26 protein-coding genes and 1 tRNA gene are annotated in these 25,428 nt (G+C 72.7%); 11 read left to right on the forward strand and 16 right to left on the reverse strand.

Annotation, left to right across the window (positions count from 1 at the left end; genetic code table 11):
- Positions 1 to 64: 64 nt before the first annotated feature.
- On the reverse strand, positions 65 to 1,345 hold the full coding sequence (locus IE108_RS32225) for an MDR family MFS transporter (protein WP_064728588.1): 1,281 nt from the start codon (positions 1,343 to 1,345) through the stop codon (positions 65 to 67).
- 152 nt (positions 1,346 to 1,497) lie between these two features.
- On the opposite strand from IE108_RS32225, the gene IE108_RS32230 reads away from it, so the two are divergent.
- Both IE108_RS32230 and IE108_RS32235 read left to right on the forward strand, forming a co-directional pair.
- Positions 1,498 to 2,259, forward strand: a complete 762-nt coding sequence (locus IE108_RS32230; protein WP_064728587.1) for a phosphoglyceromutase — start codon at positions 1,498 to 1,500, stop codon at positions 2,257 to 2,259.
- A gap of 168 nt (positions 2,260 to 2,427) precedes the next feature.
- Positions 2,428 to 2,853 (forward strand): hypothetical protein, encoded by a 426-nt coding sequence (locus IE108_RS32235; protein ID WP_189397816.1) that lies wholly within the window; start codon positions 2,428 to 2,430, stop codon positions 2,851 to 2,853.
- Here IE108_RS32235 and IE108_RS32240 read toward each other — a convergent pair.
- From IE108_RS32240 to phoU, 7 genes are all read right to left on the reverse strand, one after another.
- A complete protein-coding gene (locus IE108_RS32240; RefSeq protein WP_064728586.1) occupies positions 2,839 to 3,252 on the reverse strand; it encodes a hypothetical protein in 414 nt (137 codons plus the stop codon). The genes IE108_RS32235 and IE108_RS32240 overlap by 15 nt on opposite strands.
- A gap of 61 nt (positions 3,253 to 3,313) precedes the next feature.
- Positions 3,314 to 3,583 carry a DUF1905 domain-containing protein gene (locus IE108_RS32245; RefSeq protein ID WP_064728585.1) on the reverse strand — a complete coding sequence of 90 codons (270 nt, stop codon included), beginning with the start codon at positions 3,581 to 3,583 and terminating at the stop codon, positions 3,314 to 3,316.
- A gap of 79 nt (positions 3,584 to 3,662) precedes the next feature.
- Positions 3,663 to 4,532 (reverse strand): AraC family transcriptional regulator, encoded by an 870-nt coding sequence (locus IE108_RS32250; protein WP_064728584.1) that lies wholly within the window; start codon positions 4,530 to 4,532, stop codon positions 3,663 to 3,665.
- Positions 4,533 to 4,617: 85 nt separating this feature from the next.
- On the reverse strand, positions 4,618 to 5,922 hold the full coding sequence (locus IE108_RS32255) for a lanthionine synthetase LanC family protein (RefSeq protein WP_064728583.1): 1,305 nt from the start codon (positions 5,920 to 5,922) through the stop codon (positions 4,618 to 4,620).
- Positions 5,923 to 5,972: 50 nt separating this feature from the next.
- On the reverse strand, positions 5,973 to 6,332 hold the full coding sequence (locus IE108_RS32260) for an SCO4225 family membrane protein (RefSeq protein WP_064728582.1): 360 nt from the start codon (positions 6,330 to 6,332) through the stop codon (positions 5,973 to 5,975).
- Positions 6,333 to 6,509: 177 nt separating this feature from the next.
- Positions 6,510 to 6,665, reverse strand: a complete 156-nt coding sequence (locus IE108_RS32265; protein ID WP_189397817.1) for a hypothetical protein — start codon at positions 6,663 to 6,665, stop codon at positions 6,510 to 6,512.
- A gap of 197 nt (positions 6,666 to 6,862) precedes the next feature.
- Positions 6,863 to 7,555: a phosphate signaling complex protein PhoU gene (gene phoU / locus IE108_RS32270; protein WP_064728581.1), complete on the reverse strand. Its 693-nt coding sequence runs from the start codon at positions 7,553 to 7,555 to the stop codon at positions 6,863 to 6,865.
- A 236-nt stretch (positions 7,556 to 7,791) separates the two neighbouring features.
- On the opposite strand from phoU, the gene phoR reads away from it, so the two are divergent.
- Together phoR and phoP are read left to right on the forward strand one after the other, a co-directional pair.
- On the forward strand, positions 7,792 to 9,063 hold the full coding sequence (phoR, locus tag IE108_RS32275) for a two-component system sensor histidine kinase PhoR (protein WP_064728580.1): 1,272 nt from the start codon (positions 7,792 to 7,794) through the stop codon (positions 9,061 to 9,063).
- 5 nt (positions 9,064 to 9,068) lie between these two features.
- Entirely contained in the window at positions 9,069 to 9,740 is a 672-nt protein-coding gene (gene phoP, locus IE108_RS32280; RefSeq protein ID WP_465270560.1) for a two-component system response regulator PhoP, read from the forward strand.
- A gap of 72 nt (positions 9,741 to 9,812) precedes the next feature.
- Here phoP and IE108_RS32285 read toward each other — a convergent pair whose 3' ends face one another.
- Positions 9,813 to 10,553, reverse strand: coding sequence for a copper chaperone PCu(A)C domain-containing protein (locus tag IE108_RS32285; protein ID WP_064728579.1), 741 nt, complete (start codon positions 10,551 to 10,553; stop codon positions 9,813 to 9,815).
- A gap of 620 nt (positions 10,554 to 11,173) precedes the next feature.
- Between IE108_RS32285 and IE108_RS32290 the strand changes: the two genes are divergently transcribed.
- The 6 genes from IE108_RS32290 to IE108_RS32315 all read left to right on the forward strand — a co-directional run bounded on the left by IE108_RS32290 (position 11,174) and on the right by IE108_RS32315 (position 17,892).
- Positions 11,174 to 11,656, forward strand: a complete 483-nt coding sequence (locus IE108_RS32290; RefSeq protein WP_003953493.1) for a CarD family transcriptional regulator — start codon at positions 11,174 to 11,176, stop codon at positions 11,654 to 11,656.
- Between the two features lie 301 nt (positions 11,657 to 11,957).
- Complete coding sequence (gene ispD, locus IE108_RS32295) at positions 11,958 to 12,746, forward strand: 2-C-methyl-D-erythritol 4-phosphate cytidylyltransferase (protein ID WP_064728578.1); 789 nt, start codon at positions 11,958 to 11,960, stop codon at positions 12,744 to 12,746.
- Positions 12,736 to 13,269 (forward strand): 2-C-methyl-D-erythritol 2,4-cyclodiphosphate synthase, encoded by a 534-nt coding sequence (gene ispF / locus IE108_RS32300; RefSeq protein ID WP_064728577.1) that lies wholly within the window; start codon positions 12,736 to 12,738, stop codon positions 13,267 to 13,269. The genes ispD and ispF overlap by 11 nt, the downstream gene beginning before the upstream one ends.
- Positions 13,270 to 13,550: 281 nt before the next feature.
- Entirely contained in the window at positions 13,551 to 14,951 is a 1,401-nt protein-coding gene (gene cysS / locus IE108_RS32305) for a cysteine--tRNA ligase (RefSeq protein WP_064728576.1), read from the forward strand.
- A 134-nt stretch (positions 14,952 to 15,085) separates the two neighbouring features.
- Positions 15,086 to 16,030, forward strand: coding sequence for a 23S rRNA (guanosine(2251)-2'-O)-methyltransferase RlmB (gene rlmB, locus IE108_RS32310; RefSeq protein ID WP_064728575.1), 945 nt, complete (start codon positions 15,086 to 15,088; stop codon positions 16,028 to 16,030).
- A 149-nt stretch (positions 16,031 to 16,179) separates the two neighbouring features.
- A complete protein-coding gene (locus IE108_RS32315) occupies positions 16,180 to 17,892 on the forward strand; it encodes a DoxX family protein (protein ID WP_079163560.1) in 1,713 nt (570 codons plus the stop codon).
- Between the two features lie 84 nt (positions 17,893 to 17,976).
- Here IE108_RS32315 and IE108_RS32320 read toward each other — a convergent pair whose 3' ends face one another.
- The 3 genes from IE108_RS32320 to msiK all read right to left on the reverse strand — a co-directional run bounded on the left by IE108_RS32320 (position 17,977) and on the right by msiK (position 20,579).
- Positions 17,977 to 18,711 carry a nucleotidyltransferase family protein gene (locus IE108_RS32320; RefSeq protein WP_064728573.1) on the reverse strand — a complete coding sequence of 245 codons (735 nt, stop codon included), beginning with the start codon at positions 18,709 to 18,711 and terminating at the stop codon, positions 17,977 to 17,979.
- 42 nt (positions 18,712 to 18,753) lie between these two features.
- On the reverse strand, positions 18,754 to 19,212 hold the full coding sequence (locus IE108_RS32325) for a hypothetical protein (RefSeq protein WP_064731829.1): 459 nt from the start codon (positions 19,210 to 19,212) through the stop codon (positions 18,754 to 18,756).
- A gap of 230 nt (positions 19,213 to 19,442) precedes the next feature.
- Positions 19,443 to 20,579, reverse strand: coding sequence for a diacetylchitobiose ABC transporter ATP-binding protein MsiK (msiK, locus tag IE108_RS32330; protein WP_064728572.1), 1,137 nt, complete (start codon positions 20,577 to 20,579; stop codon positions 19,443 to 19,445).
- A 223-nt stretch (positions 20,580 to 20,802) separates the two neighbouring features.
- On the opposite strand from msiK, the gene IE108_RS32335 reads away from it, so the two are divergent.
- Positions 20,803 to 20,876: transfer RNA gene (locus tag IE108_RS32335), tRNA-Thr, on the forward strand.
- Between the two features lie 65 nt (positions 20,877 to 20,941).
- On the opposite strand, the gene IE108_RS32340 is transcribed toward IE108_RS32335, so the two are convergent.
- The 4 genes from IE108_RS32340 to IE108_RS32355 all read right to left on the reverse strand — a co-directional run bounded on the left by IE108_RS32340 (position 20,942) and on the right by IE108_RS32355 (position 25,396).
- Positions 20,942 to 22,417: an NADase-type glycan-binding domain-containing protein gene (locus IE108_RS32340; RefSeq protein WP_064728571.1), complete on the reverse strand. Its 1,476-nt coding sequence runs from the start codon at positions 22,415 to 22,417 to the stop codon at positions 20,942 to 20,944.
- The gene (locus IE108_RS32345) at positions 22,414 to 22,923 is read right to left on the reverse strand and encodes a phage tail protein (RefSeq protein WP_064731828.1); all 510 of its coding nucleotides are present in this window, start codon (positions 22,921 to 22,923) and stop codon (positions 22,414 to 22,416) included. Before IE108_RS32345 ends, IE108_RS32340 begins: the two co-directional genes overlap by 4 nt.
- Before the next feature lie 62 nt (positions 22,924 to 22,985).
- Positions 22,986 to 24,944, reverse strand: coding sequence for a putative baseplate assembly protein (locus tag IE108_RS32350; protein WP_064728570.1), 1,959 nt, complete (start codon positions 24,942 to 24,944; stop codon positions 22,986 to 22,988).
- On the reverse strand, positions 24,944 to 25,396 hold the full coding sequence (locus IE108_RS32355; protein WP_064728569.1) for a GPW/gp25 family protein: 453 nt from the start codon (positions 25,394 to 25,396) through the stop codon (positions 24,944 to 24,946). Before IE108_RS32355 ends, IE108_RS32350 begins: the two co-directional genes overlap by 1 nt.
- Positions 25,397 to 25,428: the final 32 nt, after the last annotated feature.

Consider the following 25,428-nt stretch of genomic DNA (forward strand, 5'->3'; position numbering starts at 1 on the left):
CGTATCGGCGTACGCCCCGTGAGCCCGTACGCCGAGTGAGCCCCATTCGCGCCGTGCGCGCCGCTCAGGCGGTGGTCGCGACCTCCGCCTTGGCGTCCGCGCTCGCCGCGACCGCCACCTCCGGAGCTTCCGGAGCCTCCGCCGGAAGGCCCCGCATCAGCGCCCAGTACCCGGCCGCCGCCACCATGCCGACGACCGCGCAGATCCCCCACAGCCACTCGGCGCCCCAGTGGTCGATGACGAAACCGGACATCAGCGGGGCGACGAGCGCGGCGACCGCCCAGGACATGGTGTACATGCCCTGGTAGCGCCCGCGCCCGTGCACCGGCGAGAAGCGGACGACGAGCCCGGTCTGGGTCGGCGCGTTGACCATCTCGGCGAGCGTCCACACGCACACGGTGAGCGCGAAGACCCCGACCGACCCGGCGAAGGCGGTGAGCCCGAAGCCGTATCCGGCCAGCAGGGACGAGGCGACGAGCAGCGGCCGCGGGTCCCGGTGCTCGATGAACCGGGTGACGGGAATCTGGAGTACGACGATCAGGATGCCGTTGACGGCGATCGCCATGCCGAAGTCCGCGGGCGTGAACCCGGCCTCGCCCATGGCGACCGGCAGCCCCAGATACCCCTGCTGGAAGATCACGGCCACCAGGAACGACAGCCCGACGACGCTCATGAACCGCCCGTCGCGCAGCACGGTCCCGAGCGACACCGCCGGTTCCTTGCCGAGGACGTCGGGGCCGGCCGGCGCCTCGGGCCGCGACTCGGGCAACTTCACGAAGACGAGGACGGCGCACACGAGCGTCATCCCGGCCTCGATCAGGAAGCCCGCGAGATAGCTGACCTCGGCGATGAACCCCGCCGCCATGGAGGAGACCGCGAAACCGAGGTTGATGGCCCAGTAGTTGAGCGAGAAGGCCCGGATACGGTCCTCGGGCCGCACGATGTCCGCCATCATCGCCTGCACGGCGGGCCGGGAGGCGTTGCTGGCCATGCCGACCACGAAGGCGACGGCGGCGATGGCGATCGGGTGGTGCACGAAGCCGAGCACCGCGACGGACAGGGCGGTCGAGGTCTGCGCCACCAGCAGGGTGGGCCGCCGCCCGAGCCGGTCGGTCATCACGCCGGCGCCCAGCGAGGACACCACGCCGCCGAGCCCGTGCAGCGCGGCGACCAGGCCGGCGTAGGAGGCGGAGTAGCCGCGGTCGATGGTCAGGTACAGCGCCATGAAGGTGGCGACGAAGGCGCCGAGGCGGTTGACCAGGGTGCTGGTCCACAGCCACCAGAACTCTCGGGGGAGCCCGGAGACGGTCTCCCGTCCGGCACGTCTGAGACCGGCGACGGACATGGGACCCCCGTGGATGTGTAAGCGGCTGGAGCGGCAGGCACAACTTACGAACCCGGGGGCGCCGGAGGCCACCGGATTAACACTTCCCGTCAACCGTCCGACCGGCGGGCGCCCCGCGCGGGCGGCCGGAGGGTTCGATTACGCTCGGAGCCATGGCCGACGCACCGTACAAGCTGATCCTCCTCCGCCACGGCGAGAGCGAGTGGAACGAGAAGAACCTGTTCACCGGCTGGGTGGACGTCAACCTCACCCCCAAGGGCGAGAAGGAGGCGACGCGCGGCGGCGAGCTGCTCAAGGACGCCGGCCTGCTGCCCGACGTGCTGCACACGTCCGTCCAGAAGCGCGCGATCCGCACGGCCCAGCTCGCGCTGGAGGCCGCCGACCGCCACTGGATCCCGGTCCACCGCCACTGGCGCCTCAACGAGCGCCACTACGGCGCCCTCCAGGGCAAGGACAAGGCGCAGACCCTCGCGGAGTTCGGCGAGGAGCAGTTCATGCTGTGGCGCCGCTCCTACGACACCCCGCCGCCCCCGCTGGACCGCGACGCCGAGTACTCCCAGTTCGACGACGCCCGCTACGCGACCCTCCCGCCGGAGCTGCGCCCGCAGACGGAGTGCCTGAAGGACGTCGTCGCCCGCATGCTGCCGTACTGGTTCGACAGCATCGTCCCCGACCTCCTCACCGGCCGCACGGTCCTGGTCGCCGCCCACGGCAACTCCCTGCGCGCCCTCGTCAAGCACCTCGACGGCATCTCCGACGCGGACATCGCGGGCCTGAACATCCCGACGGGCATCCCGCTGACCTACGAACTCGACGCCGAGTTCAAGCCCCTCAACCCGGGCGGGACGTACCTGGACCCGGACGCGGCCGCGGCGGCGATCGAGGCCGTGAAGAACCAGGGCAAGAAGAAGTAGCGGACGTGACCACGCCCCCGACCTGTGCGAACGGCGCCAGGCGGGGGCGTTGGCTCTTGGCCCCCCGGCCCGTGGTTGCCGTGCAGGTCAGCCGATCGAGCGATTGTCGGCCCCGCCGCACCGCTGTACGTTCTCGCTCACGGGATCGACGCGGTGCAGGGGGAGTGCATGGCTGGATACGGGCGTGCGGACAGTGAGTGGGACGAGCTCGTGGAGGCCGGGCGCAGGTTTCTCGTCGAGCGGGCCAAGCTGCGCACGACCACGTCGTACACCGAGCTCAACGTCACACTCGCCAGACGTACCGGTTGCCGTGCCTTCGACTTCGAGCGGGCGGACGAGCGGGCCGCGATGGGGCATCTGCTGGGGTTGATCGTGGAGCGTGATCAGGAGCTCGCGCCCTCGGAACCGCCGGTCATGCTCTCGGCCCTGGTGATCTACCTGGGTGTCAACGACGCCGGCAGTGGCTTCTATCAGTTGGCAAAGGAACTGGGGCTGCTCCCGATGAGTGCGTCCGCGGACGAGAAGTCCCGCTTCTGGATCGGGCAGTTGAACCGCCTTTACGAACGACACGGAGCGCGCTCACCCGTGGTCTGAGCTGTACGGGACGACCACGATCTGTACGTCGTCCTCGTAGATCACCCGCCCCGGATCCGCCGAACGCAGGGACCGGCATGCGACGCCGTGGGCGCGAAGGATCTCCAGGTAGCCGGGGACACGAGCGAGGAGATGGGCGGCCGACGGCTTGAACCACGCCGCCGCTCCGGGGTTGATCTCGTCGTCGTAGACGGTGGGGTCGACCGTTGAGGGGTCGGTGTAGGCGGCGTCGTACCAAGTGTTGTTGCTGCGGCGGAAGGCCTCCTGCTCGTCCGAGAGCCTTCCCGCCCGGGCCAGGTTGTTCACGAGCCCGAAAAGACCGGTGAAATGGCCTCGGCTGTTCCGGTGCGGTGACTGGAAGCGTACGTACTGCGCGGCTCCGCCGTCGGTCATCCCCATCGGGGCATCTTCCCACTGGGCGTGATGACTTGGTGGAGCGCGTCCAGGGGCCGGCGCTGCTTCAGCTCCCCACCCGCTCCACCAACCGCACCGTCACCTCATCCCCCTCCCCCTTCCCGATCGCCCTGCGCACCTCCGCCTTCACCGGCAGTTTGTGGGTGCCGTCGCCCAGGGCCATGAAGGAGCTCTGGAAGGGGTGGCCGTCGATGGTGCCGCGGACCTTGACCAGGCCGTGGGTGCCGAAGAAGGCCGCCGACTCGGGCCAGACGACGTAGGTCCAGCCGCCCTTGGCGGGGCTCTTGCGCAGGGTTGCCGTGAACTGCTTGTTCATGGTGCGTACCGCCCGTTCGGGAGTGCCTGGTGGTTCGATCTCACCAGGTAGGACGGGAACCGGCCGCCGAACTCATCGGTCAGGCCGGTTCCACCGGCAGCCACAGCTCGCACGTCGCCGTCGTGAAATCCTCCGCGCGGTCCAGGATCGCCACGATCGACGGGCCGGGGCGCAGGCGCCAGGGGTTGGAGGGGAACCACTCCGAGGCCGTCGCCGCCCAGGCGGTCTGGAGGGCTTCCGGGTGGGGGCCCGACGTGCGGAAGACCGCCCACAGGCCGGCCGGGACCTCGATGGCGTCGAGGTCGTCGGGGGCCGGGGTGTCCCCGGTGACCGCGACGCCGTGCAGGTAGGTGAGGTCGGTGCCCTCCGCGCTGTCGGGGGCGAGGTCGTCGCAGACCTGGAGGAGGCCCGCGGGGTCGGTGTCGCCCAGGGACTTCAGGCGGGCGTGCTCCTGGCGCGGCAGGGACGCGATGTGCTCCTGAATGTGCGGGTTGACGCCCTCGTGGATCAGGGGGACGCGGGTCGCGTGTCCGATCAGGCGGAAGGCGGGGCGGTCGGCGAAACGGGTGTCCATGGGGGTGCTCCCTTCGACGGTCAGGCGGAACCTGAGCTGCGGTTGCGACTGAAGGGGGCCTCCGGCACGGCGTACCTCGCGCGGGGCGGCGCCGTGTACCGAGCGGAACGCGCGACCGAACGCCTCGGTCGACCCGTATCCGTGCCGGACCGCGATGCTCAGCAGGTCGTCCTCGCCCCGTACGACGTCGGCCGCGGCGACGGTCATGCGGCGCCGGCGGACGTACTCCGACAGCGGCATGCCCGCCAGCGACGAGAACATCCGGCGCAGGTGGTACTCGGTCGTGCCGAGCGTCCCGGCCAGTGCGGGGACGTCGAGTTCCTCGGTGAGGTGCTCCTCGACGAGGTCGACCAGGCGGTTGAGTGCCGAGATCACGGGGCCTCCCTTCCTGCGTCAACCGTGGCAGGGCGCCACACCGCGGCGCCCGATCATTGTGGTCCGGTTCGATCGGGCGCCCGGCTCACCCGGGTACGGCGGGCTGGTCGGGCCATGTGAAGGCGTAGCGCGGGTCGCCGCCGCGGGTCAGGCGTACGAAGCGCAGGAGCTCGCGGACGATGCCCGCGTTGCCCATGGCCCAGCCCACGCGCGGTTCGAGCGCGCTCGGGGTGGCCCGGTGCTCGACGTTGGACCAGCGGGCGCCGTCCGCGTCCCGGGTCGCGCGGGCGGCCAGGTCCGTCGCCAGGAGGTGGGCGAAGCCCTCCGGGGCGTACGGGTCAAGCCCCTCGGCGACGCGGTCGCAGGCCAGGGCGAGGACGCCCGCGGTGCCGCAGCAGCGGCCGTTGTTGTCCCAGAAGCCGGGGCGCAGCCGGCGGGGGAGTCCGGAGTGGGTGACCGTGTGCCAGCAGCGGTCGGCGAGGGCGGACCAGGCGGGGTCGGCGGTGACGTCCCGCAGCTGCCGGAAGGCCTGCGCGTCGCCGGCCGGGCCGTGGCACCAGCCGTAGCTGAAGGGCTCGATCAGGTCGGGGAGGTACTGCGGGGTGGAGTGCCGGACCAGCAAGCCTCGACCCGGACGCGTCCCGTCGGTCTCCCCGCCGCCGTCCGTTTCCGGCTCGGCCCGCGCCACGAAGTCCGCCGCGCCCGCCAGCGCCAGCTCCGTCAGGTCCGCACGGCCGGTGTCCGCGCCCACCCTGGCCAGCGCCAGGGCGATGCCGAGCGAGCCGTGCGAGACGTGGTGCAGCCGGGCCTCGGTGTCCGGGCGGTGGGCCCACTGGACGCCGTCGGGGGTGGGCTCGGCGGTGCGCAGGTACGGCTCCATGGCCAGTACGGCGAGGTCCTCGTCCCCGGCGAGCAGTGCCCCGAGACCGATCCCCGCGTTGCCGCCCATCAGCTCGAAGAGCGCGCCCCAGCGCGTTCCGTCGAAGCGGGACCGGACGAGGGCCAGCGCGCGGTCGGCCGCCGCGCCGGACGCCGCGTCGCCGAGCTGCTCCTGCACGGTCCGCAGGACGAGCGCGAGCCCGGTGCGGCCGAAGTACAGGGAGTCGTCCTCGATGTCCTCGACGCGGTGCGCGAGGGAGCGGGCCGCGCGCAGGGCGGTGTCGGCGTAGGCGTCGTCGCCGAAGTGCCGCCACGCCTCCAGGAGTACGGGGACGGTGCCGGCGGTCCCGAAGTAGAGCATCGGCTCCGAGTCGTCGTCCGAGGGGCGGTCCGGCCAGGCGAGGCCGCCGTCGGGCGCCTCCCGGGCCGTACCGATCAGCCAGCGCAGCGCCTCCGCCGCGAGTTCCTCGACCTCGTCCACCGTCACGGTCGTGCCCCCGGTCGCCGTCATGCGGCCACTCTGCCATCCGCCGACGGACGGGCCCAGGGGCTCGGTCGCGGTCAGCTCGCCGCGCTGAGGCGCCCCCGGCTGCCCTGGTCGCCGCGGCGGCCGCGCAGGCCGCGCCACACCGCACCCAGTGCCAGCGACTGGACCAGGGCCGAGACGACGATGCCGCCGATGAAGAACCACGCGGGCGCGTCGCCGCCCCAGCCGTCCTCGCCGAGCCAGGCCACGAAACCGAAGGCCGGGAAGGTGAACAGCGCGGGCCAGACCCAGATCAGGGACGCGTCCGGGTTGGTCGCGAACAGCGGCTCCGCCGCGGCCACGGCCATCGCGCCGCCGACCAGGCCGAGGTAGATCCCCGAGACGCGGTTGGCGACGGCGAGGCGGGCGAAGGTGCGTATCGGGCTGCTCTTCATGGGGTCTCGATCTCCCGAGGTCGTCTGCGGCTGCGTCTTCTTCCTGTGTCCAGGGTCTGACGCGGACGGCTCGGGAGCCTGAGTACCCGTACTCAAGTCGAACGGCGCGGCACCCATGAGGAGTGCGGGCGGCCCGGCTGACGTCCCGGAGCCGCCCCGCACCTCACCGCCGCCCCGTCAGCCGCACTGGCAGGGGTTGCCCGACTGGCAGCCGCAGCCGCAGCCCGAACCGCAGCCGCAGGCGGCGACCAGGGGCAGCGCGCGGATCTCGGTGGGCTGCTCGGTGGGGCGCTCCTGGGCGGGGTCGGGCCTCGTGCCGGTGGAGTCGGCCATGGTTCCTCCTGGAAGCCGGTGCCTGCCTCCGTCCGGAGGCCGGTGTCCGCCTCCATTGCACGCCCCGGGCGGCCGTCGCATCAACGGCGCATTGGGGCACCACCGCGCGCCCCGGCCCGTAGAGCCCGTACGCTCCCCAGCCCCGGCCGGGAGAGCCCGTACGTCCCCGCGCCCCGGACCCCGTGCTCCCGCGCGGGTCAGGCGCCCTCGACCTGCGTGGTCGGCTGGATGTTGTCCGACTGGAGGTCGTCGGCGTGCTCCCCGGTGACCAGGTAGACGACGCGCTTGGCGACGGCGACGGCGTGGTCGGCGTAGCGCTCGTAGTAGCGGCCGAGCAGCGTGACGTCCACGGCGGTCTCGATGCCGTGCTTCCAGCGGTCGTCCATCAGGTGCTGGAAGAGGGTGCGGTGGAGGAGGTCCATCGCGTCGTCGTCCTGCTCCAGCTGGAGGGCGAGGTCGACGTCCTTGGTGATGATGACCTCGGCGGCCTTGGCCATCAGGCGCTGCGCGAGCTGCCCCATCTCCAGGATGGTCGCGTGCAGGTCGTGCGGGACGGCGCGGTCCGGGTAGCGCAGCCGGGCCAGCTTGGCCACGTGCTGGGCCAGGTCGCCCGAGCGCTCCAGGTCGGCGGACATCCGCAGCGAGGTCACCACGATCCGCAGGTCCGTCGCCACCGGCTGCTGCCGGGCCAGCAGGGTTATCGCCCGGGCCTCCAGCTCGTGCTGGAGTTCGTCGACCCGCTGGTCGGCCTCGATGACGGCCTCGGCCAGCTTCAGGTCGGAGTCGAGGATCGCGGTCGTGGCGCGTCCGATCGCCGACCCGACCAGCCGGGCCATCTCCACCAGACCGTCACCGATCGAATCAAGTTCCTCGTGGTACGCGTCCCGCATCAGGGTTCCCTCTCGTACGTCCGTTTAGGGGGCTCAAAGAACTGGCTCGCACCGTGCTCGCACCGGCTCGCACCCCTCGCCGTGCCCCCACGCTTACACGTTCCGGCCTGTACGCGTCCGTTTCCGGCACCACAAATGAACCGACACTGGCTCCAAGGTGAACTCTGGGCGACGAGTGTTCGAGGTCGCACCCCGATGGCTGGGGCGGGGACGTACGGCATGCCTAACCTGGAGACATGGACGTGAACGCGGCGGTCGCCGCAGCGGCAGCGATCGCCGGAGTACTCACCGGTGTCATCGCCATGCTGGCGTTCCGCTGGAGCGAGCGCGACCAGAAACGCCCCACCCGCACCTCCCTGCACACCGACCCCGTGCTGCCGCCCGGGGTGGACACCGTCCTGTCGGTGCTCCGCTCCTCCGCCGTGGTCCTCGACGAGGCCGACGGCGTGGTCAAGGCCAGCTCGGCGGCGTACGCCCTCGGCCTGGTCCGGGGCGGCAAGCTCGCCGTGGAGCCGATGCTCCAGATGGCCCGGGACACCCGGCGGGACGGGGAGATACGGCAGGTCGAGCTGGACCTGCCCAGGCGCGGGAACGGACGGGGCGAGGCCCTGGCCGTCTCCGCGCGCGTCGCGCCGCTCGGGTCCCGGCTGGTGCTGCTGCTGGTCGAGGACCTCACCGAGGCCCGCCGCATCGAGGCCGTACGGCGCGACTTCGTCGCCAACGTGAGTCACGAGCTGAAGACCCCGGTCGGGGCGCTCTCCCTGCTGTCCGAGGCCGTCATGGACGCCGCGGACGATCCGGAGGCCGTGGAGCGGTTCGCCGGGCGGATGCAGATCGAGGCCACCCGGCTCACCAACCTGGTGCAGGAGCTCATCGACCTGTCCCGGGTGCAGAACGACGACCCCCTCGACGACGCCGAGCCCGTCCGCGTGGACGAGCTGGTCGCCGAGGCCATCGACCGCTGCCGGCAGGCGGCCGGCACCAAGCAGATCACCATGGCCGCCGGAGGAACGGCGGATCTGCACGTACGCGGCAACCGCGGCCAGCTCGCCGCCGCCCTCGGCAACCTCGTCGAGAACGCCGTCAACTACTCGCCCGCCCGCACCCGCGTCGGCATAGCGGCCCGGAGGGTGGGCGCGCCCGGCGGCGACCTGATCGAGATCGCCGTGACCGACCAGGGCATCGGCATCTCGGAGCGGGACAAGGAGCGCGTCTTCGAGCGCTTCTACCGCGTCGACCCGGCCCGCTCCCGGGCCACCGGGGGCACCGGACTGGGTCTCGCCATCGTCAAGCACGTGGTCGCCTCGCACGGCGGGGAGGTCACGGTGTGGAGTGCCGAAGGCCAGGGCTCCACCTTCACCCTGCGGCTGCCGGAGTCGGGCCTGTCCCGCGACCGCGCGCCGCGGACGCCGGACCACGACGGACTCGACGACGAGCCCGGCGGGTCCCCCTCTTCCCCCCATACTTCCCCGTACGAAACGCTTCCCGCCCCGGAGGTCCTTCCGTGACCCGTGTGCTCGTCGTCGAGGACGAGGAGTCCTTCTCCGACGCCCTGTCGTACATGCTCCGCAAGGAGGGCTTCGAGGTCGCCGTCGCGACCACCGGCCCCGACGGACTCGACGAGTTCGAGCGCAACGGCGCCGACCTCGTGCTCCTCGACCTGATGCTGCCCGGCCTGCCGGGCACCGAGGTCTGCCGCCAGCTGCGCGGCCGCTCGAACGTTCCCGTGATCATGGTGACCGCCAAGGACAGCGAGATCGACAAGGTTGTCGGGCTGGAGATAGGGGCCGACGACTACGTCACCAAGCCCTTCTCCTCCCGCGAGCTGGTCGCCCGCATCCGCGCCGTACTGCGCCGCCGCGGCGAGCCGGAGGAGGTCACGCCCGCCGCGCTGGAGGCCGGTCCCGTCCGCATGGACGTCGACCGGCACGTGGTGACGGTCGGCGGCACCAAGGTCGACCTGCCGCTCAAGGAGTTCGACCTGCTGGAGATGCTGCTGCGCAACGCGGGCCGCGTGCTCACCCGCATGCAGCTGATCGACCGGGTCTGGGGCGCCGACTACGTCGGTGACACCAAGACCCTCGACGTCCACGTCAAGCGGCTGCGCGCCAAGATCGAGCCGGACCCGGGCGCGCCCCGGTACCTGGTGACGGTGCGCGGCCTCGGCTACAAGTTCGAGCCGTAGGCCGTACGCCGTTACACGGACACGGCGAAGGGCGGGACCTCCCGGAGGTCCCGCCCTTCGTCCGTACGGTGCTCAGTGGCCGGCGTCGGTGCCCGTGCCGGTCCCCTGCGCGGTGCCGGAGGTGGCGGAGCCGGTCGGGTCCGCCTCGCCGGTGGGCTCGCCCGAGGGCTCGCCGCTCTGCTCGCCGGTGCCGGGGGACGAGGCGCCGTCGCCCGGGGTGTTCTGGCTCTCGCCGTCGGACGGCTCGCCGGAGGCGCCCTCGGAGGGCTCCGCGGAGGCGCCGGGCGCCGCGGGGGCGTCGCTGGGGCCCCAGCCGGAGAAGTAGCTCTCGGCGGGCACGACGAAGGCGCGCAGGCTCACCTCGCCGGCCTCGCTGAAGGTGAAGGTGATCTTCTGCGCGTTGCCGTCCTGGACCGCCTCGCGGCTGCTGGGCAGCACGGCGGCGGCGTTGTCCTTGCCGCCCACGACCAGGGAGCCGCCGGCCGGGACGGTCAGGCCGCCCTTCCGGCCCTCGGCGGGCTTCAGCTCGGCGGTCTTGTCGGTGCCGGCCACGGTGATGGACTCGAGCGTCTGGTCCGACCTGCCGTTGTTGAACAGCGTGGCGGAGACCACCGCCGGGCCCGTCGACTCCAGGTCGGGCTGGGTGATGACGACCGCGTTCTGGATCTGGATGTCACCGACCGTCGTCGCGGCGTTGTCCGGCTTGATCTCCAGCGACTGGGCGTTGTGACCGGCACCGCACGCGGAGAGCGAGGCGATCGAGAACGCGATGGCGGCGGCGGCGAGGGCACCGCGTCGAAGGCTGCTGCTCACGGCGGCGGCAACTCCTTGGACTCGAGCGGGGTGGCGGCAACGGATAAAGCCGCCCTAAGTGTCTGTCAGCGGCCTCAGGCTACCGAGCCGTTGTCGGGCCGCCGCACCCGACCCTCCCCGAAGGCCCCGGCGCTTCGCCCGGCAGGCGGCAGCCCCGGCCCTCTTCACGGGCCGCTTTGCGGCTCGCGCCGGTCCGCCATTCACATAAGAACCGGTCCGCCATACGGGTTGCCGATCGGTGCGCGAAATTTCGGTGAAGGAATGCGCGGGCGGCCGGAAATTGATCACCCGCGGCCCCGCCGGCCCACCGCTTGATCAATTTCCGATTCGGCCGGAACCCCGGCGCGGCATCCGAACGGAGTAGCGGAAGTCGCACGCCTGGAACCCGACATATCGGGATGTTTGGTCCGGTGGGCGCGGCTCCGCTTGTGTGTGACGGGCCCGTTTCGCCCGGCCTGGAGAGCCGCTCCGACCTGCGAATTCTTTCTTCCGCTCGCCTCGCGCAGCACGTTCCTGTTGCTGTTGTCAAGCCCCGAGATATGCCCTGACCTGCGAAAACGCCATTCAGAACCCGCCGTTTCCGTGTTACCCTGGATAGCCACGGAAGGGGTACCTGTCACATGACGTTCAAGGTTGGCGACACCGTGGTCTATCCCCATCACGGGGCCGCGCTGATCGAGGCTATCGAAACTCGCCAGATCAAAGGCGTGGACAAGACCTACTTGGTGCTGAAGGTCGCTCAGGGCGACCTGACGGTACGTGTGCCAGCGGACAATGCGGAGTTCGTCGGCGTGCGTGATGTGGTTGGTCAAGACGGACTGGACCGGGTCTTCGAGGTGCTGCGCGCGCCGTACGCCGAGGAGCCCACGAACTGGTCGCGTCGCTACAAGGCAAACCTGGAGAAGCTCGCCTCCGGTGACGTCATCAAGGTCGCGGAAGTCGTGCGCGACCTGTGGCGTCGAGAGCGCGAGCGCGGACTCTCCGCAGGTGAGAAGCGCATGCTCGCCAAGGCCCGCCAGATTCTGGTGAGCGAGCTGGCTCTCGCGGAGAACACCAACGAGGACAAGGCGGAGGCCCTGCTCGACGAGGTGCTCGCCTCCTGAGGCGAGACGCGGACCGTCGTCTGCTCGGTCCGGCTCACTGAACTGCCGCGGTGCCCGATGACATCTTCGATGTCGCCGGGCGCTGCGGCATGTTCGTACCCGGATGCGATTTCGCCCATCCGCACATCCGGATGCCGATGATCCTCGTACGCTCATCCCGGGAGGCTTCCCCCGGGTCCTGGTGTGCCGGGCCCGGGCTGCTGGCTCGACCAGGGTCACGGAAGGGTCCGGTCAAGGCGTCGCGCCCGGCACGGTGAGGCCATACCCAACTAGGTCGAGCACACAAACCTGACAGGAACCGATGTCTGACGATTCGCGTCCCTCGCCCCTCCGGCGGCCTGCGGACACCGCCGCCGAGGACCGTGCCGGCACCAGGACCGCGGCGGTCATTCCCGCCGCCGGCCGGGGCGTACGGCTCGGACCGGGCGCCCCGAAAGCCCTCCGTGCGCTGGGCGGCACGCCCATGCTCATCCACGCCGTCCGCGCGATGGCCGCCTCCCGCGGGGTCTCCCTCGTGGTGGTCGTCGCCCCGCCCGACGGCGCTGCCGAGGTCAGGAGCCTGCTCGACGCCCACGCGCTGCCCGAGCGGACGGACTTCGCCGTCGTCCCCGGCGGGGAGACGCGCCAGGAGTCCGTACGGCTGGGGCTGGCCGCGCTGCCGCCCGAGTACGGCATCGTCCTCGTGCACGACGCGGCGCGGCCGCTGGTTCCGGTCGACACGGTCGACGCCGTGATCGAGGCGGTCAGGGAGGGGGCGCCCGCCGTGGTGCCGGCCGTGCCGCTCGCCGACACCGTCAAGCAGGTCGAGCCCGCCGAGGTGCCGGGTGCGCCGGAGCCCGTGGTGGCGACGCCCGAGCGGGCGCGGCTGCGGGCGGTGCAGACGCCGCAGGGCTTCGACCGGGAGACGCTGGTGCGGGCCCACCAGACGGTGACCGAGGACGTCACGGACGACGCGAGCATGGTCGAGCGGATGGGGCCTGCCGTGGTGGTCGTGCCGGGGCACGAGGAGGCGTTCAAGGTGACGCGGCCGCTGGACCTCGTCCTCGCGGAGGCGGTACTGGCGCGCAGGAGGCTGAACGATGGGTTCTGAGGCGTCCCGGGGCCCCGGGGCCGGGGAGGCCGCGCTGCCGGTGCTGCCGCAGGTCGGGATCGGTACGGACATCCACGCCTTCGAGGAGGGGCGTGAGCTGTGGTGCGCCGGGCTGAAGTGGGAGGGCGAGGGACCCGGGCTGGCCGGGCACTCCGACGCGGACGTCGTCGCGCACGCGGCGTGCAACGCGCTGTTCTCCGCGGCCGGGCTCGGTGACCTCGGGCAGCACTTCGGCACGGGGCGGCCCCAGTGGGCGGGGGCGTCCGGGGTGACGCTCCTCGCGGAGGCGGCGCGGATCGTGCGGGACGCGGGGTTCCGGATCGGGAACGTCGCGGTGCAGGTGGTCGGCGCGCGGCCGAAGATCGGCAAGCGGCGGGACGAGGCGCAGAAGGTGCTGTCCGAGGTGGTGGGGGCGCCGGTGTCGGTGTCCGGCGCGACGACGGACGGGCTGGGCTTCCCCGGGCGGGGGGAGGGGCTGATGGCGGTGGCGACGGCGCTGGTCGTGCGGGTGCCCGTGTCCTAGCCGGGCGGGGCGAGGGGTGCAGCCGGGTTGCGTGCCGTGCGGGGCTCCGCCCCGCGCCCCGCCAGGGGCTCCGCCCCTGGACCCCGGCCTATGCCCACCCGCCACCCGACTCGGTTGGTCGAGAGGCTGGACTCGCCACGATCGTCCGGCTCGGTCGGTCGAGAGGCTGGCTCGCCACGATCGTCCGGCTCGGTCGGTCGAGAGGCTGGGCGACCACGCAGCGAGGCATCGACGTCCGCCGTGTGCCCGTGGCACTGCTCGGGGCCTACTACCCTGGACCCGTGACTATTCGGCTGTACGACACCAGCGCCCGGCAGATCCGTGACTTCGCCCCCCTCACGCCGGGCTGCGTCTCGATCTACCTGTGTGGTGCCACCGTGCAGGCGGCCCCGCACATCGGGCACATCCGGTCGGGGCTGAACTTCGACATCATGCGCCGCTGGTTCGCGTACCGCGGCTACGACGTCACGTTCGTCCGCAACGTCACCGACATCGACGACAAGATCATCAAGAAGGCGGCCGAGCAGAACCGCCCCTGGTGGTCCATCGGGTACGAGAACGAGCGGGCGTTCAACGACGCCTACGACGCCCTCGGCTGCCTGCCGCCCACCTACGAGCCCCGAGCCACCGGCCACATCACCGAGATGGTCGAGATGATGCGCGGGCTCATCGAGCGCGGGCACGCCTACGAGGCCGAGGGCAACGTCTACTTCGACGTGCGCTCCCTGCCCGGGTACCTGTCGCTGTCCAACCAGGACCTCGACGACCTGCGCCAGCCCTCGGGTGAGGGCGAGACCGGCAAGCGGGACCCGCGGGACTTCGCCATGTGGAAGGCGGCGAAGCCGGGGGAGCCCAGCTGGGAGACGCCGTGGGGCCGCGGGCGCCCGGGGTGGCACCTGGAGTGCTCCGCCATGGCGCACAAGTACCTGGGCAGCGAGTTCGACATCCACGGCGGCGGGATCGACCTGATCTTTCCGCACCACGAGAACGAGATCGCCCAGGCCGTCGGCTTCGGCGACGCCTTCGCCCGGTACTGGGTGCACAACGCCTGGGTCACCATGAGCGGCGAGAAGATGTCGAAGTCGCTGGGCAACAGCGTGCTCGTCGGCGAGATGGTCAAGCGGTGGCGGCCGGTCGTGCTGCGGTACTACCTCGGCACCCCGCACTACCGCTCCACCATCGAGTACAGCGAGGACTCCCTGCGCGAGGCCGAGTCGGCGTACGCGCGGATCGAGGGCTTCGTGCAGCGCGTCACCGAGCTGGCCGGGCAGACCGTCGAGCCGGCCGCCGAGGTGCCGCCCGCCTTCGCCGAGGCGATGGACGACGACCTGGGCGTGCCGCAGGCGCTCGCCGTCGTGCACACCACCGTGCGGCAGGGCAACAGCGCGCTGGCCGCCGACGACAAGGACGCCGCCGTGGCGCGGCTCGCCGAGGTGCGGGCCATGCTCGGCGTCCTCGGCCTCGACCCGCTGGCCCCGCACTGGGCGGGCGAGCAGGAGCAGGGCGAGGACCTGCGGGACGTCGTCGACAGCCTCGTACGCCTGGTCCTGGACCAGCGGGAGGCGGCGCGGGCGCGGAAGGACTGGCCGACCGCGGACGCCATCCGCGACCACCTCGGGCAGTCCGGGCTGGTCATCGAGGACGGTCCGCAGGGCCCCCGGTGGAGCCTCGGACCGCGCTGACCCGGCCGGCCCGCGAGGTCCGGTCCCGTAGATCGATTGTGCCGCCCGGCCCTCCGGGCGGCACACTGCATAGAACACACCGCGTAGAACACAGCTTCACGCACACTCCCGTAGAGAGCGGAGACAGGTAACTCATGGCCGCGAACAACCGCCGCATGTCCGGCAAGAAGGGCGCGCAGGTCGGCAGCGGCGGCAAGCGGCGCCGGGGCCTGGAGGGCAAGGGGCCGACGCCTCCCGCCGAGATGCGCAAGGGGCACGCCAAGCAGCGCGCCGCCAACGCGAAGGCGCGCCGCGCGACGGGGCGTCCGCAGCAGCAGCGGCGTGGGGGCGGGCGCTCGACGTCCGAACTCGTCGTCGGCCGCAACCCGGTCTACGAGGCCCTGCGCGAGGGCGTGCCCGCCTCGACGCTCTACGTCCAGCAGTTCATCGACAACGACGAGCGGGTGCGCGAGGCGCTCCAGCTCGCCGCCGAGCGCGGTGGCATCAACCTCATGGAGGCGCCGCGCCCCGAGCTGGACCGGATGACCAACGGGCTCAACCACCAGGGCCTCGTCCTCCAGGTGCCGCCGTACGAGTACGCGCACCCCGAGGACCTGGTGGCCGCCGCCCACGACGAGGGCGCCGACCCGCTGATCGTCGCCCTCGACGGGGTCACCGACCCGCGCAACCTCGGTGCCGTCGTCCGCTCCGTCTCCGCCTTCGGCGGCCACGGCGTCGTGGTGCCCGAGCGGCGCGCGGCCGGGATGACGGCCGGCGCGTGGAAGACGTCCGCCGGCACGGCCGCGCGTACGCCGGTCGCCCGCGCCACCAACCTCACGCGCGCGCTGGAGTCGTACCAGAAGGCCGGGATCACGGTCGTCGGCCTGGCCGCCGACGGCGAGGCCGAACTCGGCGACCTGGAGGCCCTGGACGGACCCGTGGTCATCGTGGTCGGCAGCGAGGGCAAGGGACTGTCCCGACTGGTCGGCGAGACCTGCGACTTCCGCGTCCGCATCCCGATGCCGGGCGGCGCGGAGTCCCTCAACGCCGGTGTGGCGGCGGGGATCGTGCTGTACGAGGCGGCGCGCCGGCGCGGCTGATGGCAGTGCCGTCGGGTGCGCGTACCGCTTGAACGGGTGTTCTGGCGGTAGCCCGGACGGGGTGTTCGGGTCGGTCCGGACATGCTTGACGCGGTCCGGACAGATCGGGGCGGTCAAGGCAGTGTCCTAACGACACATCACTCGGTTAGATGAGTGTGGACACCAGAACACCCCGCACACCCACGGGGGACCGCTCGTCGGGATACGACGACGCTCCCGCGCTGAGCATGGTGAAGGTGCCGAGCGATCCGGCCCAGGTCATCGTCAACCACGCGAGTTTCCGCGTGCAGTTCGGTGCCTCCGCGCGGCGGACCCAGTCCCCGCGGATCGCACAGCACCTGAGCGCCACCCAGGCCACCCCCCGCATCCCCGCCGCCCCGGGCCGACGCCGGGCCGTCGTGTGGAGCGGGCGGTCCGACCCCGACGACACGGGCGCGCACCGGCTGCTCCAGGCCGTGCGCGCGGGAGCCGGTCACCACGTCGAGGACCCGGCCGCCGATGCCGGGGCCACCCAGGTCATCCCCCGGGTCGACCTCGGCGGGGACCCCCTGGGCTACGACGGCTACGACGACGGCGGCCCCGCCACCGAGACCCTCGAAACCCCGCTGGTCGGGGCCCAGCGCGGCCCCGTCCCCGAGGGCACCCGGCTGCTGCCCGCCATGCGCACCGTCGGCAGCGCCTACGACGAACCCGCCTACGCCGCCCAGGACTTCGGCCCCGGCCGGGACGGTTACGCGGACGAGGGCTACGGCGACGACACCGACCCGGACAACTCGCGCGCCAGGCGCCGGGCCGACGACCCGGCGCGGCACGCGTACTTCCCCGGCCGCCGGATGAACCTCGGCGTCGTGCTGCTGCCGCTGCGCGTCTTCCTCGGCTTCATCTCCATCTACGCCGGCATGGGCAAGCTCTGCGACCCCGTCTACTTCGACGGCGGCGAACGCGGCTCCATGGTGAAGTGGCTCAACACCCTGCACCCCTGGGACGTCGCCGAGCCGCTGCGCCAGTTCGCCCTCGCCCACCCGGTCGGCGCCGGCCTCGTCATCGCCTTCCTCCAGGTGCTGGTGGGCGTCCTGACGGTGCTGGGCTGCTGGCAGCGGGTGGCCGCCGTCATCGGCGCGGGCCTGTCCGCGGCGCTGCTGGTCACCGTCAGCTGGAAGAGCGTCCCCGTCTACGACGCGCCCGACATCATCTACCTCGCCGCCTGGTCGCCGCTGATCATCGCCGGCGCCCCCGTCTACTCCGTGGACGGCAGACTCGCCGGCAGCGCCTGGCGCCGGCTCGGCCCCCGCGCCGACATCTGGGACCTGCGCCGCTACGTCCTGCGCCGCGGCGCCCTGGTCACCTTCCTGGTCGCCGGTGCGACCCTGCTGGTCGGCTCGCTGCTCGGCGGTGCCGTCCGGGACGCCGACCGCGTGGTCGTCCCCGGCCCCGGCGAGGCCCCGCGCAACGAACTGCCCGGCGCCCCGCTCCCGCAGGAGCCCGGCACGCGCCAGCCGAAGACCCCGGAGTCCTCCGCCTCGCCCACCCAGGGCGCCACCAGCGGAGCGTCCACCCCCTCCGGGGGCGCCTCGGCCGCGCCGGGAGCGACCCGGGAGAGCGGCACCGCGGGCGGCGGCACGCCCAGCCAGACGCAGGGCTCCTCCGGCCAGGTGCCGCCGCGGCAGTCGTCGCCGGCCGGCCAGGGCCAGGCGCCGACCACCTCGGCCGGACCGACCGCGGGCGGCACCTCGACCGGCTCCGGCGGCACGGGCGGCACCACCGGCGGCGGTTCGACCGGCGGCTCCGGCAGCGAGGAGGGCGGCGGTTCCTCCTCCACCGGCCAGCCGGGCGGACGCCTGGTGGGCGGCCTCCTGGGCTAGGGCCGCCCACGGGCCCGTGGGCACGCCGAGGGGCCCCGCACAGACCGTGCGGGGCCCCTCGGCACATCCGGGTGGGCGGAGCGCTCAGCGGCCGCTCAGCGCCTCCAGCTCGCGGGCCGCCTCCGTCAGGTCCTTCGCGGTGTCGATCGCGCGCCAGTAGGAGCCCAGCGGGATCGGGAAACCGGACAGCCGGCGCTCACGGGCCAGCCTCGGGAACGTGGTCCGCTCGTGGTCGCCGCGCTCGGGGAGCATCGCGGCGAAGCCGGACGAGAAGACGTACACCCCGGCGTTGATCTCGAACGTCGACGGCGGCGCCTCGATGAAGTCGGTGATGCGGCCGAAGCCGTCCGTCTGCACGGCACCCCACGGCAGCCGCGGACGGGCCAGCGCGAGGGTCGCGACGGCGTCCCGCTCGGCGTGGAAGTCGGCCATGTCGCGCAGCGAGAAACGGGTCCAGATGTCGCCGTTGGTGGCGTACCAGGGCCGGTCCGGGTGCGGCAGGTGCGCGGCGGCGTACTTGAGGCCGCCGCCGCGGCCCAGGGGCTCGGTCTCGACGACCGTGGTGACGGAGAGCGGCAGGTCGGCGGTGTCCAGCCACTGCTGGAGCACCTCCGCCAGATGGCCGCAGGAGACCACGACGTCCGTCACGCCCTCGTCGGCGAGCCAGGCGAGCTGGTGACCGATGATCGGGGTCCCGGTGCCCGGGATCTCGACCATGGGCTTGGGCCGGTCGTCGGTGTAGGGGCGCAGCCGGGAACCCTGTCCGCCGGCCAGGACGACGGCTTGGACGGGGCGGCGGGACGCGGCGTGATCGGTCATGCCCGAACTGTACGCGGCGCCCCGCCGGCCCCCGGAGCGTCCTCAGCCGTGCGCGGCCAGCACGCCCGAGGCGAAGGCGGTGTCGCAGACGGGGCGGGCGTAGGACTGGGCGCGCGTCGGCCCGTACACCTTGACCGCGGCGCGGCCGAGGGCGCGGGCGATGGAGGCGCAGTGGCCGGCCAGCGACGGGCGCTCGTTCACCGCCTGCTGGAGATGGGTCAGGGCGACGCCCGGGTCCTCCTCCTGGAGTTCCGTCAGCAGCCGGTCGCGCAGCACCTCGTGCGGCGCGCGGGCGGCGGCCCGGGAGGTGGACGCCTTGGCCGAGGTGGCCTCGGACGCGGCGAGCACCGAGTCCGCGGGGTCCCCGGACCAGTTGACCCTGGTGACCGCGAGGGTCCCGGAGAGCACCAGGACGACGGGCAGGACGAAGGCGAGAGAGCGGCCGATCCGGCGGGCGGGGCCCCGGCCGCGTCGCGTCTGTCGCTTGCTGGAGTGCTTCACGGAGTGCTTCACGCGAGTGAGGGTAGCGCCCGGTAATGATTTGGCGACATTTAGTCACCCTTTCGGGGGATGAAGAGTGACCCCGAAGTGGGTAAGGGGTTGACGCGCGCGGAGCGAAAAGTCCGTTCTGCCGGGGTATCGGAGCGGCAACGAGAAGAGCCCCGCGGCAGGCCGCGGGGCTCCGTTCGCCGACACGGGTGAAAAACTCACCCGCTCGTCGAGAGCGACGTTCAGTCGGAGAGGCGCTCGCCCGTGGACGAGGAGAACACGTGGGACTCGCCCGGCCGCGGCACCACGTGGACGGTGGCGCCCTTCTCCGGCACCGAGCGGCTGCTGACCCGGACCACGAGGTCCCGGGACTCGCCGCCGACCTCGACCGTGCCGTAGATGTAGCCGTCGGCGCCGGTCTCCTCCACGACGTTCACCGAGACGGCGAGGCCCGCCGGGGCGTCCTCGGAGTCCTTCGTCAGGGTCTTGGCCGCGCCGCCGTTCAGCTCGACGACGTCGAAGTGCTCGGGGCGGACGCCGACGGTGACCGTGCGGTCGCCCTTGTCGGAGGCGGCCTTCAGGGCGTCGCGGTTGACCGGGACGACGCTGTTGCCGAACTTCACGCCGCCGTCGGTGATCGGGACCTCGACCAGGTTCATGGCCGGGGAGCCGATGAAGCCGGCGACGAAGAGGTTCGCGGGCTTGTCGTACATGTTCCGCGGGGTGTCGACCTGCTGGAGCAGACCGTCCTTGAGGACCGCCACGCGGTCGCCCATCGTCATGGCCTCGACCTGGTCGTGGGTGACGTAGACGGTGGTGATGCCGAGACGGCGCTGGAGCGAGGCGATCTGGGTGCGGGTGGAGACGCGGAGCTTGGCGTCCAGGTTGGACAGCGGCTCGTCCATGAGGAACACCTGCGGCTCGCGCACGATCGCGCGGCCCATAGCCACACGCTGGCGCTGACCGCCGGAGAGCGCCTTCGGCTTGCGGTCCAGGTACTCCGTGAGGTCGAGGATCTTCGCGGCCTCCTCGACCTTCTGCCGGATCTCCGCCTTGTTGACGCCGGCGATCTTGAGGGCGAAGCCCATGTTGTCGGCGACCGACATGTGCGGGTAGAGCGCGTAGTTCTGGAACACCATGGCGATGTCCCGGTCCTTCGGCGGCAGGTGCGTCACGTCGCGGTCGCCGATGCGGATGGCGCCGCCGTTGACGTCCTCGAGGCCCGCGAGCATGCGGAGCGAGGTGGACTTGCCACAACCGGAGGGGCCGACCAGGACGAGGAACTCGCCGTCCTCGATCGCGATGTCGAGACCGTCGACGGCGGGCTTGGTGGAACCCGGGTAGATGCGGGTCGCCTTGTCGAACGTAACTGTGGCCATGGTGAATGGGCCCCCTTCTACCGGCAGGAACGTGCCGGACGATCCGTTGTAGGAAGGTGGTGGTGTAGTCCACACGGGTGTAGCTGGCTCAGGACGGTACCCGGCGTTCACCTGGTCTGTCAGTACCTGTGAGCCTGTGAACTTCGCCGAAATTTTCGAATCCCCCCGTTCACCGGGCCCTGTGTAGAGTGGACCGACCCGCGCGCGCGTCGGGTGCGCGAGTGCCTCCTTAGCTCAGCTGGTCAGAGCGCCGCTCTTGTAAAGCGAAGGTCGTCGGTTCGAATCCGACAGGGGGCTCCGAGAAAGCGGCAGGCCGAGGGCCCCTCACCGGATCCGGTGAGGGGCCCTCGGCCTGCCGTGGTTCAGGAGGTGCGGTTGGCGCTGGAGGGGCCGAAGAACTCGATCTCGGCGATGGCGACCTGCTTGTTCGCCGACGCCGCGTGGGACGACTCGATGGTGAAGCGGACCTTGGTGACCTCGCCGACGCGGAACGGGCGCCGCTGGCCGCCGGCACCCTGGTCCAGGGTCAGGTCGCGGGTCTTGACCGACCCGTCCTTCATGGTGATCGTCGCCTTCACGCGGTGCGGGAGGGCGCTCTCCTTGATCTTCGCGGCGCGGGTGGAGACGCCGGGCGTGATGATGACGTCCAGCAGGCGGGTGGGCTCGGTGAAGGTGACCTCGATCCACTCGCCCTTGCCGGACTGGTCGATGCCGGGGCCCCACCAGGTGTTGCTGAGCTGGTCGATGACCAGCTCCGGCTTGTGGCCGGCGTAGGAGCGCGACGCCTTGATGCCGTCCGGGGAGACCGGGGCGCGCTTGGCGAAGTGGTCGCGGGTGGCCTGGTAGCCGTCCGGGATGTACATGAAGCCGAGGACGGCCAGGGTCACCACCACGACGACGGTGATCCAGGTGCCGATGCGGTCGAAGACCCGGCGCAGCCGCGGGCGGTCGCCGGCCCAGGGGGTCTCGCGGCGCCTGCCGCCGAAGAGCCTGCGCCACCAGGGGGCGCGCAGGTCGGACTGGTCGCCGGAGGCCTCCAGGGGCATCGCGCAGCGCGCGCAGTAGTGGCGGTCGGGGCGGTTGGGGGTGGAGCACCACGGGCACGGCGGGCCGTTGGCGATGTCCACGTGGCCGGGGGCGCGGACCTGGGGCCGGTCCGCGTCGGGACGGCCGGGCAGGACGGGGGAGACGCCGGGGGGCGGTGCCGGGGTCCGGGCCTCGGGGTCGGCGACCGGGACCAGCAGGGAGCGGGCGCGGTCGGACATGGTGTCGGTGAGCGCGTTCGGCGCGGGGACCGGTGTCACCGGGGTGGTGGGGGCGGTCTCGTCCGTGTCCGGGGTGCGGGCGGGCGCCGGGGCCGCGGGGGCGGGGGCCGCGGGGGCCGCCGGCGTGGCGGTGGGTGCGGCGGGGGCGGCGTCCGCGTCGGCGGAGCGGCCGGCGACGGCTCCGGGACCGGCGGTGGCAGCAGCACCGGCGGCTCCCGCTCCGGCGGCAGCGGCAGCGGCACCGGCTCCGGCTCCGGGGGCCGCCGCGGGCGCCGCGGGCACGTCCGGGGTGCCGGGGGCGGGCGGGTTCGCCGCGCCGCGCTGCTGCGGCATGGGCGCGGCGTCCGGCGCCTCGCCGCCCCGTGCGCCGGCGCCGGCCGGCGTGGGAGCGGGCGCGGTGGCCGGGCGGCCCGGTGCGGCGGCGGGGGCGGCGGCCCGGTCGGCCGACGCGGTCGCGGGCTGCGCGGTGCGGGCGCCGGACTGGTCCCAGCGGAGTACGGCGCCGCACGCGTCGCAGAAGGACTGGCCCGGTTCCGCGGGTGTCCCGCACTCGGCGCAGTTCTGCGTGGTCATCTCTCCGGGGTCCTTTCGGCGGCGGTCACTTCGACCGTGTAGGGCATGTGGGCGGGACGGGCCGCGGCGACCAGGGCGTCCAGGCGGTGGATGTCGCCGGGTCTCGGTTCGGGCAGCCGGAGGGTGACGTGCAGGCGCGGGCGCGGGGTGCCGGGGAACGGGCCCAGGGGGCGGGCGTTCCAGTCGGCGCCGCCGCTCTCGGTGATGTCCGGCTCCACGCCGAACGCGAGCCGCACGGCCTCCGACAGGCCCTGCCGGGTGCCGCGCACGCGGTGCAGCCGGGAGGCGGCGGCGACGGCCGCGCGCAGCATGGGCTCGGCCTCGGTGCCGTCGGTCTCCGCGCCGACCCAGGTGCCGAGCCACCGCGCGAAGTCGGCCGGCGTGAGGGCGGGGTCGAAGTAGGTGTCCAGGCAGTCCAGGACGTTCAGGATCGGGGCGAGGACGTCGTCGAGCCCGCCGACGAAGCGCAGCGCGAGGTCGTCGTCGGCGAAGACGGCCGGCAGCATCGTGGCGATGGGCAGCGAGGAGCCGAGCCCGTCGACGGACCCCCGGTGGGACGCGGCGGCCGTCACGCGCCGTCCCCGATCACGCGGACCCGGTGGTCGAAGGAGAAGACCAGCGCGGGCGCTTCGAGGTCGATGCGGTCGGTGGGGTCGCCGCGCTTGCCGGTGAGGGGGTCGGCGGGGTGCAGGACGACCTCGTCGACGAGTTCGACGCCGGGGACGCGCTGGAGGACGGCGAAGACCTCGCCGGTCTGGACGGGGCGCCCGAAGGGCCAGCCCTTGCCGTCGGCGCCGCCGGTGAGCGGGTCGAGGTGGCGGTAGAGGGCGTCGTGGGCCTGGCGGCGCACCCGGTCGGTGTCGACGCCGCGGAAGGCGTGGACCGTGGCGACGACGGTGACGCCCTGGTAGTACGGCGGGCCGACGGCGAGGCGGGTGCCGATGAGGCGGCGCTCGTCGAGGTGGCGGGTGATGCGGCCGAGCAGGGCGTCCCCGGGGACGAGCTGCTCGAAGCGGAGCCGTCCGCCGGGATCGGGGACCGCCTGGGGCACGACGAGGACGCGGACGGCGTGCGCCCCGTACTCGTTCTCCTCGCCCTCCAGGCAGGTGATGCGGGCGGTCTCGGGGGCGGCGCGGCGGGCCAGCTCCTCGTAGTCGCGCAGGGTCACGGCGCGTTCCTGCGCGCGCAGTGTGATCGGCGCCCTGAGCTTGGCCTCCTCGACGGTCTCGCCGTCGACCCCGCCGCGGGCGGCCTCGCGGTTGACGACCTCGGAGACGTACGGGATGGAGGTGCGCAGCACCTGGACGGCGCCGCGGGCCACGTTGCCCGACCTGCCGCCGCCGGTGCGGTAGCGGCGGGCGCGGATGACGGCGCCCTTGGGGGCCACGGCACCGTACTGGCGCAGGGTGCCGTCGGCCTCGCGGACGGCGGGGCCGAAGGCGATCTCGCCGGTGGCGGCGTCCAGGGTGATGTGGTGGTCCTCGGGGTGCGAGGCCGAGAAGTGCGGGACGACCTGCCACTCCTGCCAGCCGTCGTCGGCGGCGGTCTGCAGCAGGACGGACGGGTCGTCGGCGACGACGGGGAAGTGTTCGAGCCGCACCCGCTGGCCGGGCAGGCCGGAGGACTCGCCGAGCGCCTCGTCGTAGACGGTCTCCGCGTGGACCGTGCCGGTGGTGCCGCCGATGGTGTAGGCCTCGGCGGAGCGGACGGTCGGCGAGGTGGTGTAGAAGGGCTGGCCGGGCAGCGGCTCGGTGACCCGGCAGCGGACCCAGCCGGCCTCGTGGCCGCCGTTGCGGGACAGGACGTGCCCGCCGGGTATGTGCAGCACGATGTCGCCGGGGCGGTTGAGACCGCCGGTGCCGTCGCGGTCGACCTCGCAGGGCTGCCAGCCGTCCTCGGTCCAGGCCTCCCAGACCAGCGGCGGCTGGCGGGGGTCGACGCCGACACCGTCGACGCGGCTGTCGAGTTCCAGGGCGAGCGCGCAGTGCGGCACGGCCGAGGTGAGGCCGATCAGCATGCAGTCGCCGGGACGGGGGGCCTCGGCGAAGCACATCAGGTCCTTGCCCTCGGCGAGGTCCGTCGTCCGGTCGGTGACGGCCTCGCCCTGGTGCTGGACGACCAGGCGGTCCAGGGTGCAGGGCACGATGGTCAGATCGCGTTCGGTGGCGAAGACGACCGCCTCGTCCCGCTCGGTGCGCAGCGTGGCGACCTCGGCGCCGACCGGCACCAGGATCGAGTCCTCCTGCGGCGCGGACAGCCAGAAGGTGACGTCCGTGCGGGCGGCGGACGGCGGGAACAGGGTGATGCCGACGAGGTCGAGGAAGGCCAGGTGGTTCTTCTCCGGCACCCGGTTCAGGCGGTAGACGATCTGGTCGGCCATGTGGGCGAGCGTTTCGACGAGCGTGATGCCGGGGTCGGAGACGTTGTGGTCCGTCCACTCCGGGGCGCGCTGCTGGATGTAGCGCTTGGCGTCGTCGACGAACTGCTGGAAGCGGCGGTCGTCGAGGTTGGGGGAGGGCAGGGGCATCAGCGGTCGCTTTCGGGAGAGCCCGGGAGGCCGGCCGGGCCGGCGGGGAGATCGGGCTCGTCGTGGGAGGGGATGACGTAGAACGGGAAGACGAGGCTGCGCGGGTTGTTGGTGCCGCGGATCGAGTAACGGACGTCGATGTAGAGGACGTTCTGGTCCTCGCCGGTGCTGACGTCGACCTCGTGCACCTCGATGCGCGGTTCCCAGCGGTCCAGGGTGACGTGCACCTCGTGCTGGATGCGGCCCGCGGTCTGCTCGTTGACCGGGGAGAAGACCAGGTCGTGGATGGCGCAGCCGAACTCGGGCCGCATGGGCCGCTCGCCGGGGGCGGTGGCGAGGATCAGCCGCATGGCCTCCTCCACCTCCTGCTCGCCGCTGACGAGGGCGATCCCGCCGGTGGGACCGATGCGCAGGGGGAACGACCAGCCGGACCCCACGAACTGTTCGGCCATCAGTGGGCCACCTGCCTTCTGCTTCCTGCGGT

Origin of the sequence: Streptomyces parvulus (assembly GCF_014648855.1) — a bacterium.
In the GTDB taxonomy this organism is placed as follows: Bacteria; Actinomycetota; Actinomycetes; order Streptomycetales; family Streptomycetaceae; genus Streptomyces; species Streptomyces parvulus.

Coding starts and splice junctions, on each gene's coding strand:
- IE108_RS32225 (WP_064728588.1), bottom strand. CDS start 1,345: ATGTCCGTCGCCGGTCTCAGACGTGCCGGACGGGAGACCGTCTCCGGG.
- IE108_RS32230 (WP_064728587.1), top strand. CDS start 1,498: ATGGCCGACGCACCGTACAAGCTGATCCTCCTCCGCCACGGCGAGAGC.
- IE108_RS32235 (WP_189397816.1), top strand. CDS start 2,428: ATGGCTGGATACGGGCGTGCGGACAGTGAGTGGGACGAGCTCGTGGAG.
- IE108_RS32240 (WP_064728586.1), bottom strand. CDS start 3,252: ATGGGGATGACCGACGGCGGAGCCGCGCAGTACGTACGCTTCCAGTCA.
- IE108_RS32245 (WP_064728585.1), bottom strand. CDS start 3,583: ATGAACAAGCAGTTCACGGCAACCCTGCGCAAGAGCCCCGCCAAGGGC.
- IE108_RS32255 (WP_064728583.1), bottom strand. CDS start 5,922: ATGACGGCGACCGGGGGCACGACCGTGACGGTGGACGAGGTCGAGGAA.
- IE108_RS32260 (WP_064728582.1), bottom strand. CDS start 6,332: ATGAAGAGCAGCCCGATACGCACCTTCGCCCGCCTCGCCGTCGCCAAC.
- IE108_RS32265 (WP_189397817.1), bottom strand. CDS start 6,665: ATGGCCGACTCCACCGGCACGAGGCCCGACCCCGCCCAGGAGCGCCCC.
- phoU (WP_064728581.1), bottom strand. CDS start 7,555: ATGCGGGACGCGTACCACGAGGAACTTGATTCGATCGGTGACGGTCTG.
- phoR (WP_064728580.1), top strand. CDS start 7,792: ATGGACGTGAACGCGGCGGTCGCCGCAGCGGCAGCGATCGCCGGAGTA.
- IE108_RS32290 (WP_003953493.1), top strand. CDS start 11,174: ATGACGTTCAAGGTTGGCGACACCGTGGTCTATCCCCATCACGGGGCC.
- ispD (WP_064728578.1), top strand. CDS start 11,958: ATGTCTGACGATTCGCGTCCCTCGCCCCTCCGGCGGCCTGCGGACACC.
- ispF (WP_064728577.1), top strand. CDS start 12,736: ATGGGTTCTGAGGCGTCCCGGGGCCCCGGGGCCGGGGAGGCCGCGCTG.
- rlmB (WP_064728575.1), top strand. CDS start 15,086: ATGGCCGCGAACAACCGCCGCATGTCCGGCAAGAAGGGCGCGCAGGTC.
- IE108_RS32315 (WP_079163560.1), top strand. CDS start 16,180: ATGAGTGTGGACACCAGAACACCCCGCACACCCACGGGGGACCGCTCG.
- IE108_RS32320 (WP_064728573.1), bottom strand. CDS start 18,711: ATGACCGATCACGCCGCGTCCCGCCGCCCCGTCCAAGCCGTCGTCCTG.
- msiK (WP_064728572.1), bottom strand. CDS start 20,579: ATGGCCACAGTTACGTTCGACAAGGCGACCCGCATCTACCCGGGTTCC.
- IE108_RS32340 (WP_064728571.1), bottom strand. CDS start 22,417: ATGACCACGCAGAACTGCGCCGAGTGCGGGACACCCGCGGAACCGGGC.
- IE108_RS32345 (WP_064731828.1), bottom strand. CDS start 22,923: ATGCTGCCGGCCGTCTTCGCCGACGACGACCTCGCGCTGCGCTTCGTC.
- IE108_RS32350 (WP_064728570.1), bottom strand. CDS start 24,944: ATGCCCCTGCCCTCCCCCAACCTCGACGACCGCCGCTTCCAGCAGTTC.
- IE108_RS32355 (WP_064728569.1), bottom strand. CDS start 25,396: ATGGCCGAACAGTTCGTGGGGTCCGGCTGGTCGTTCCCCCTGCGCATC.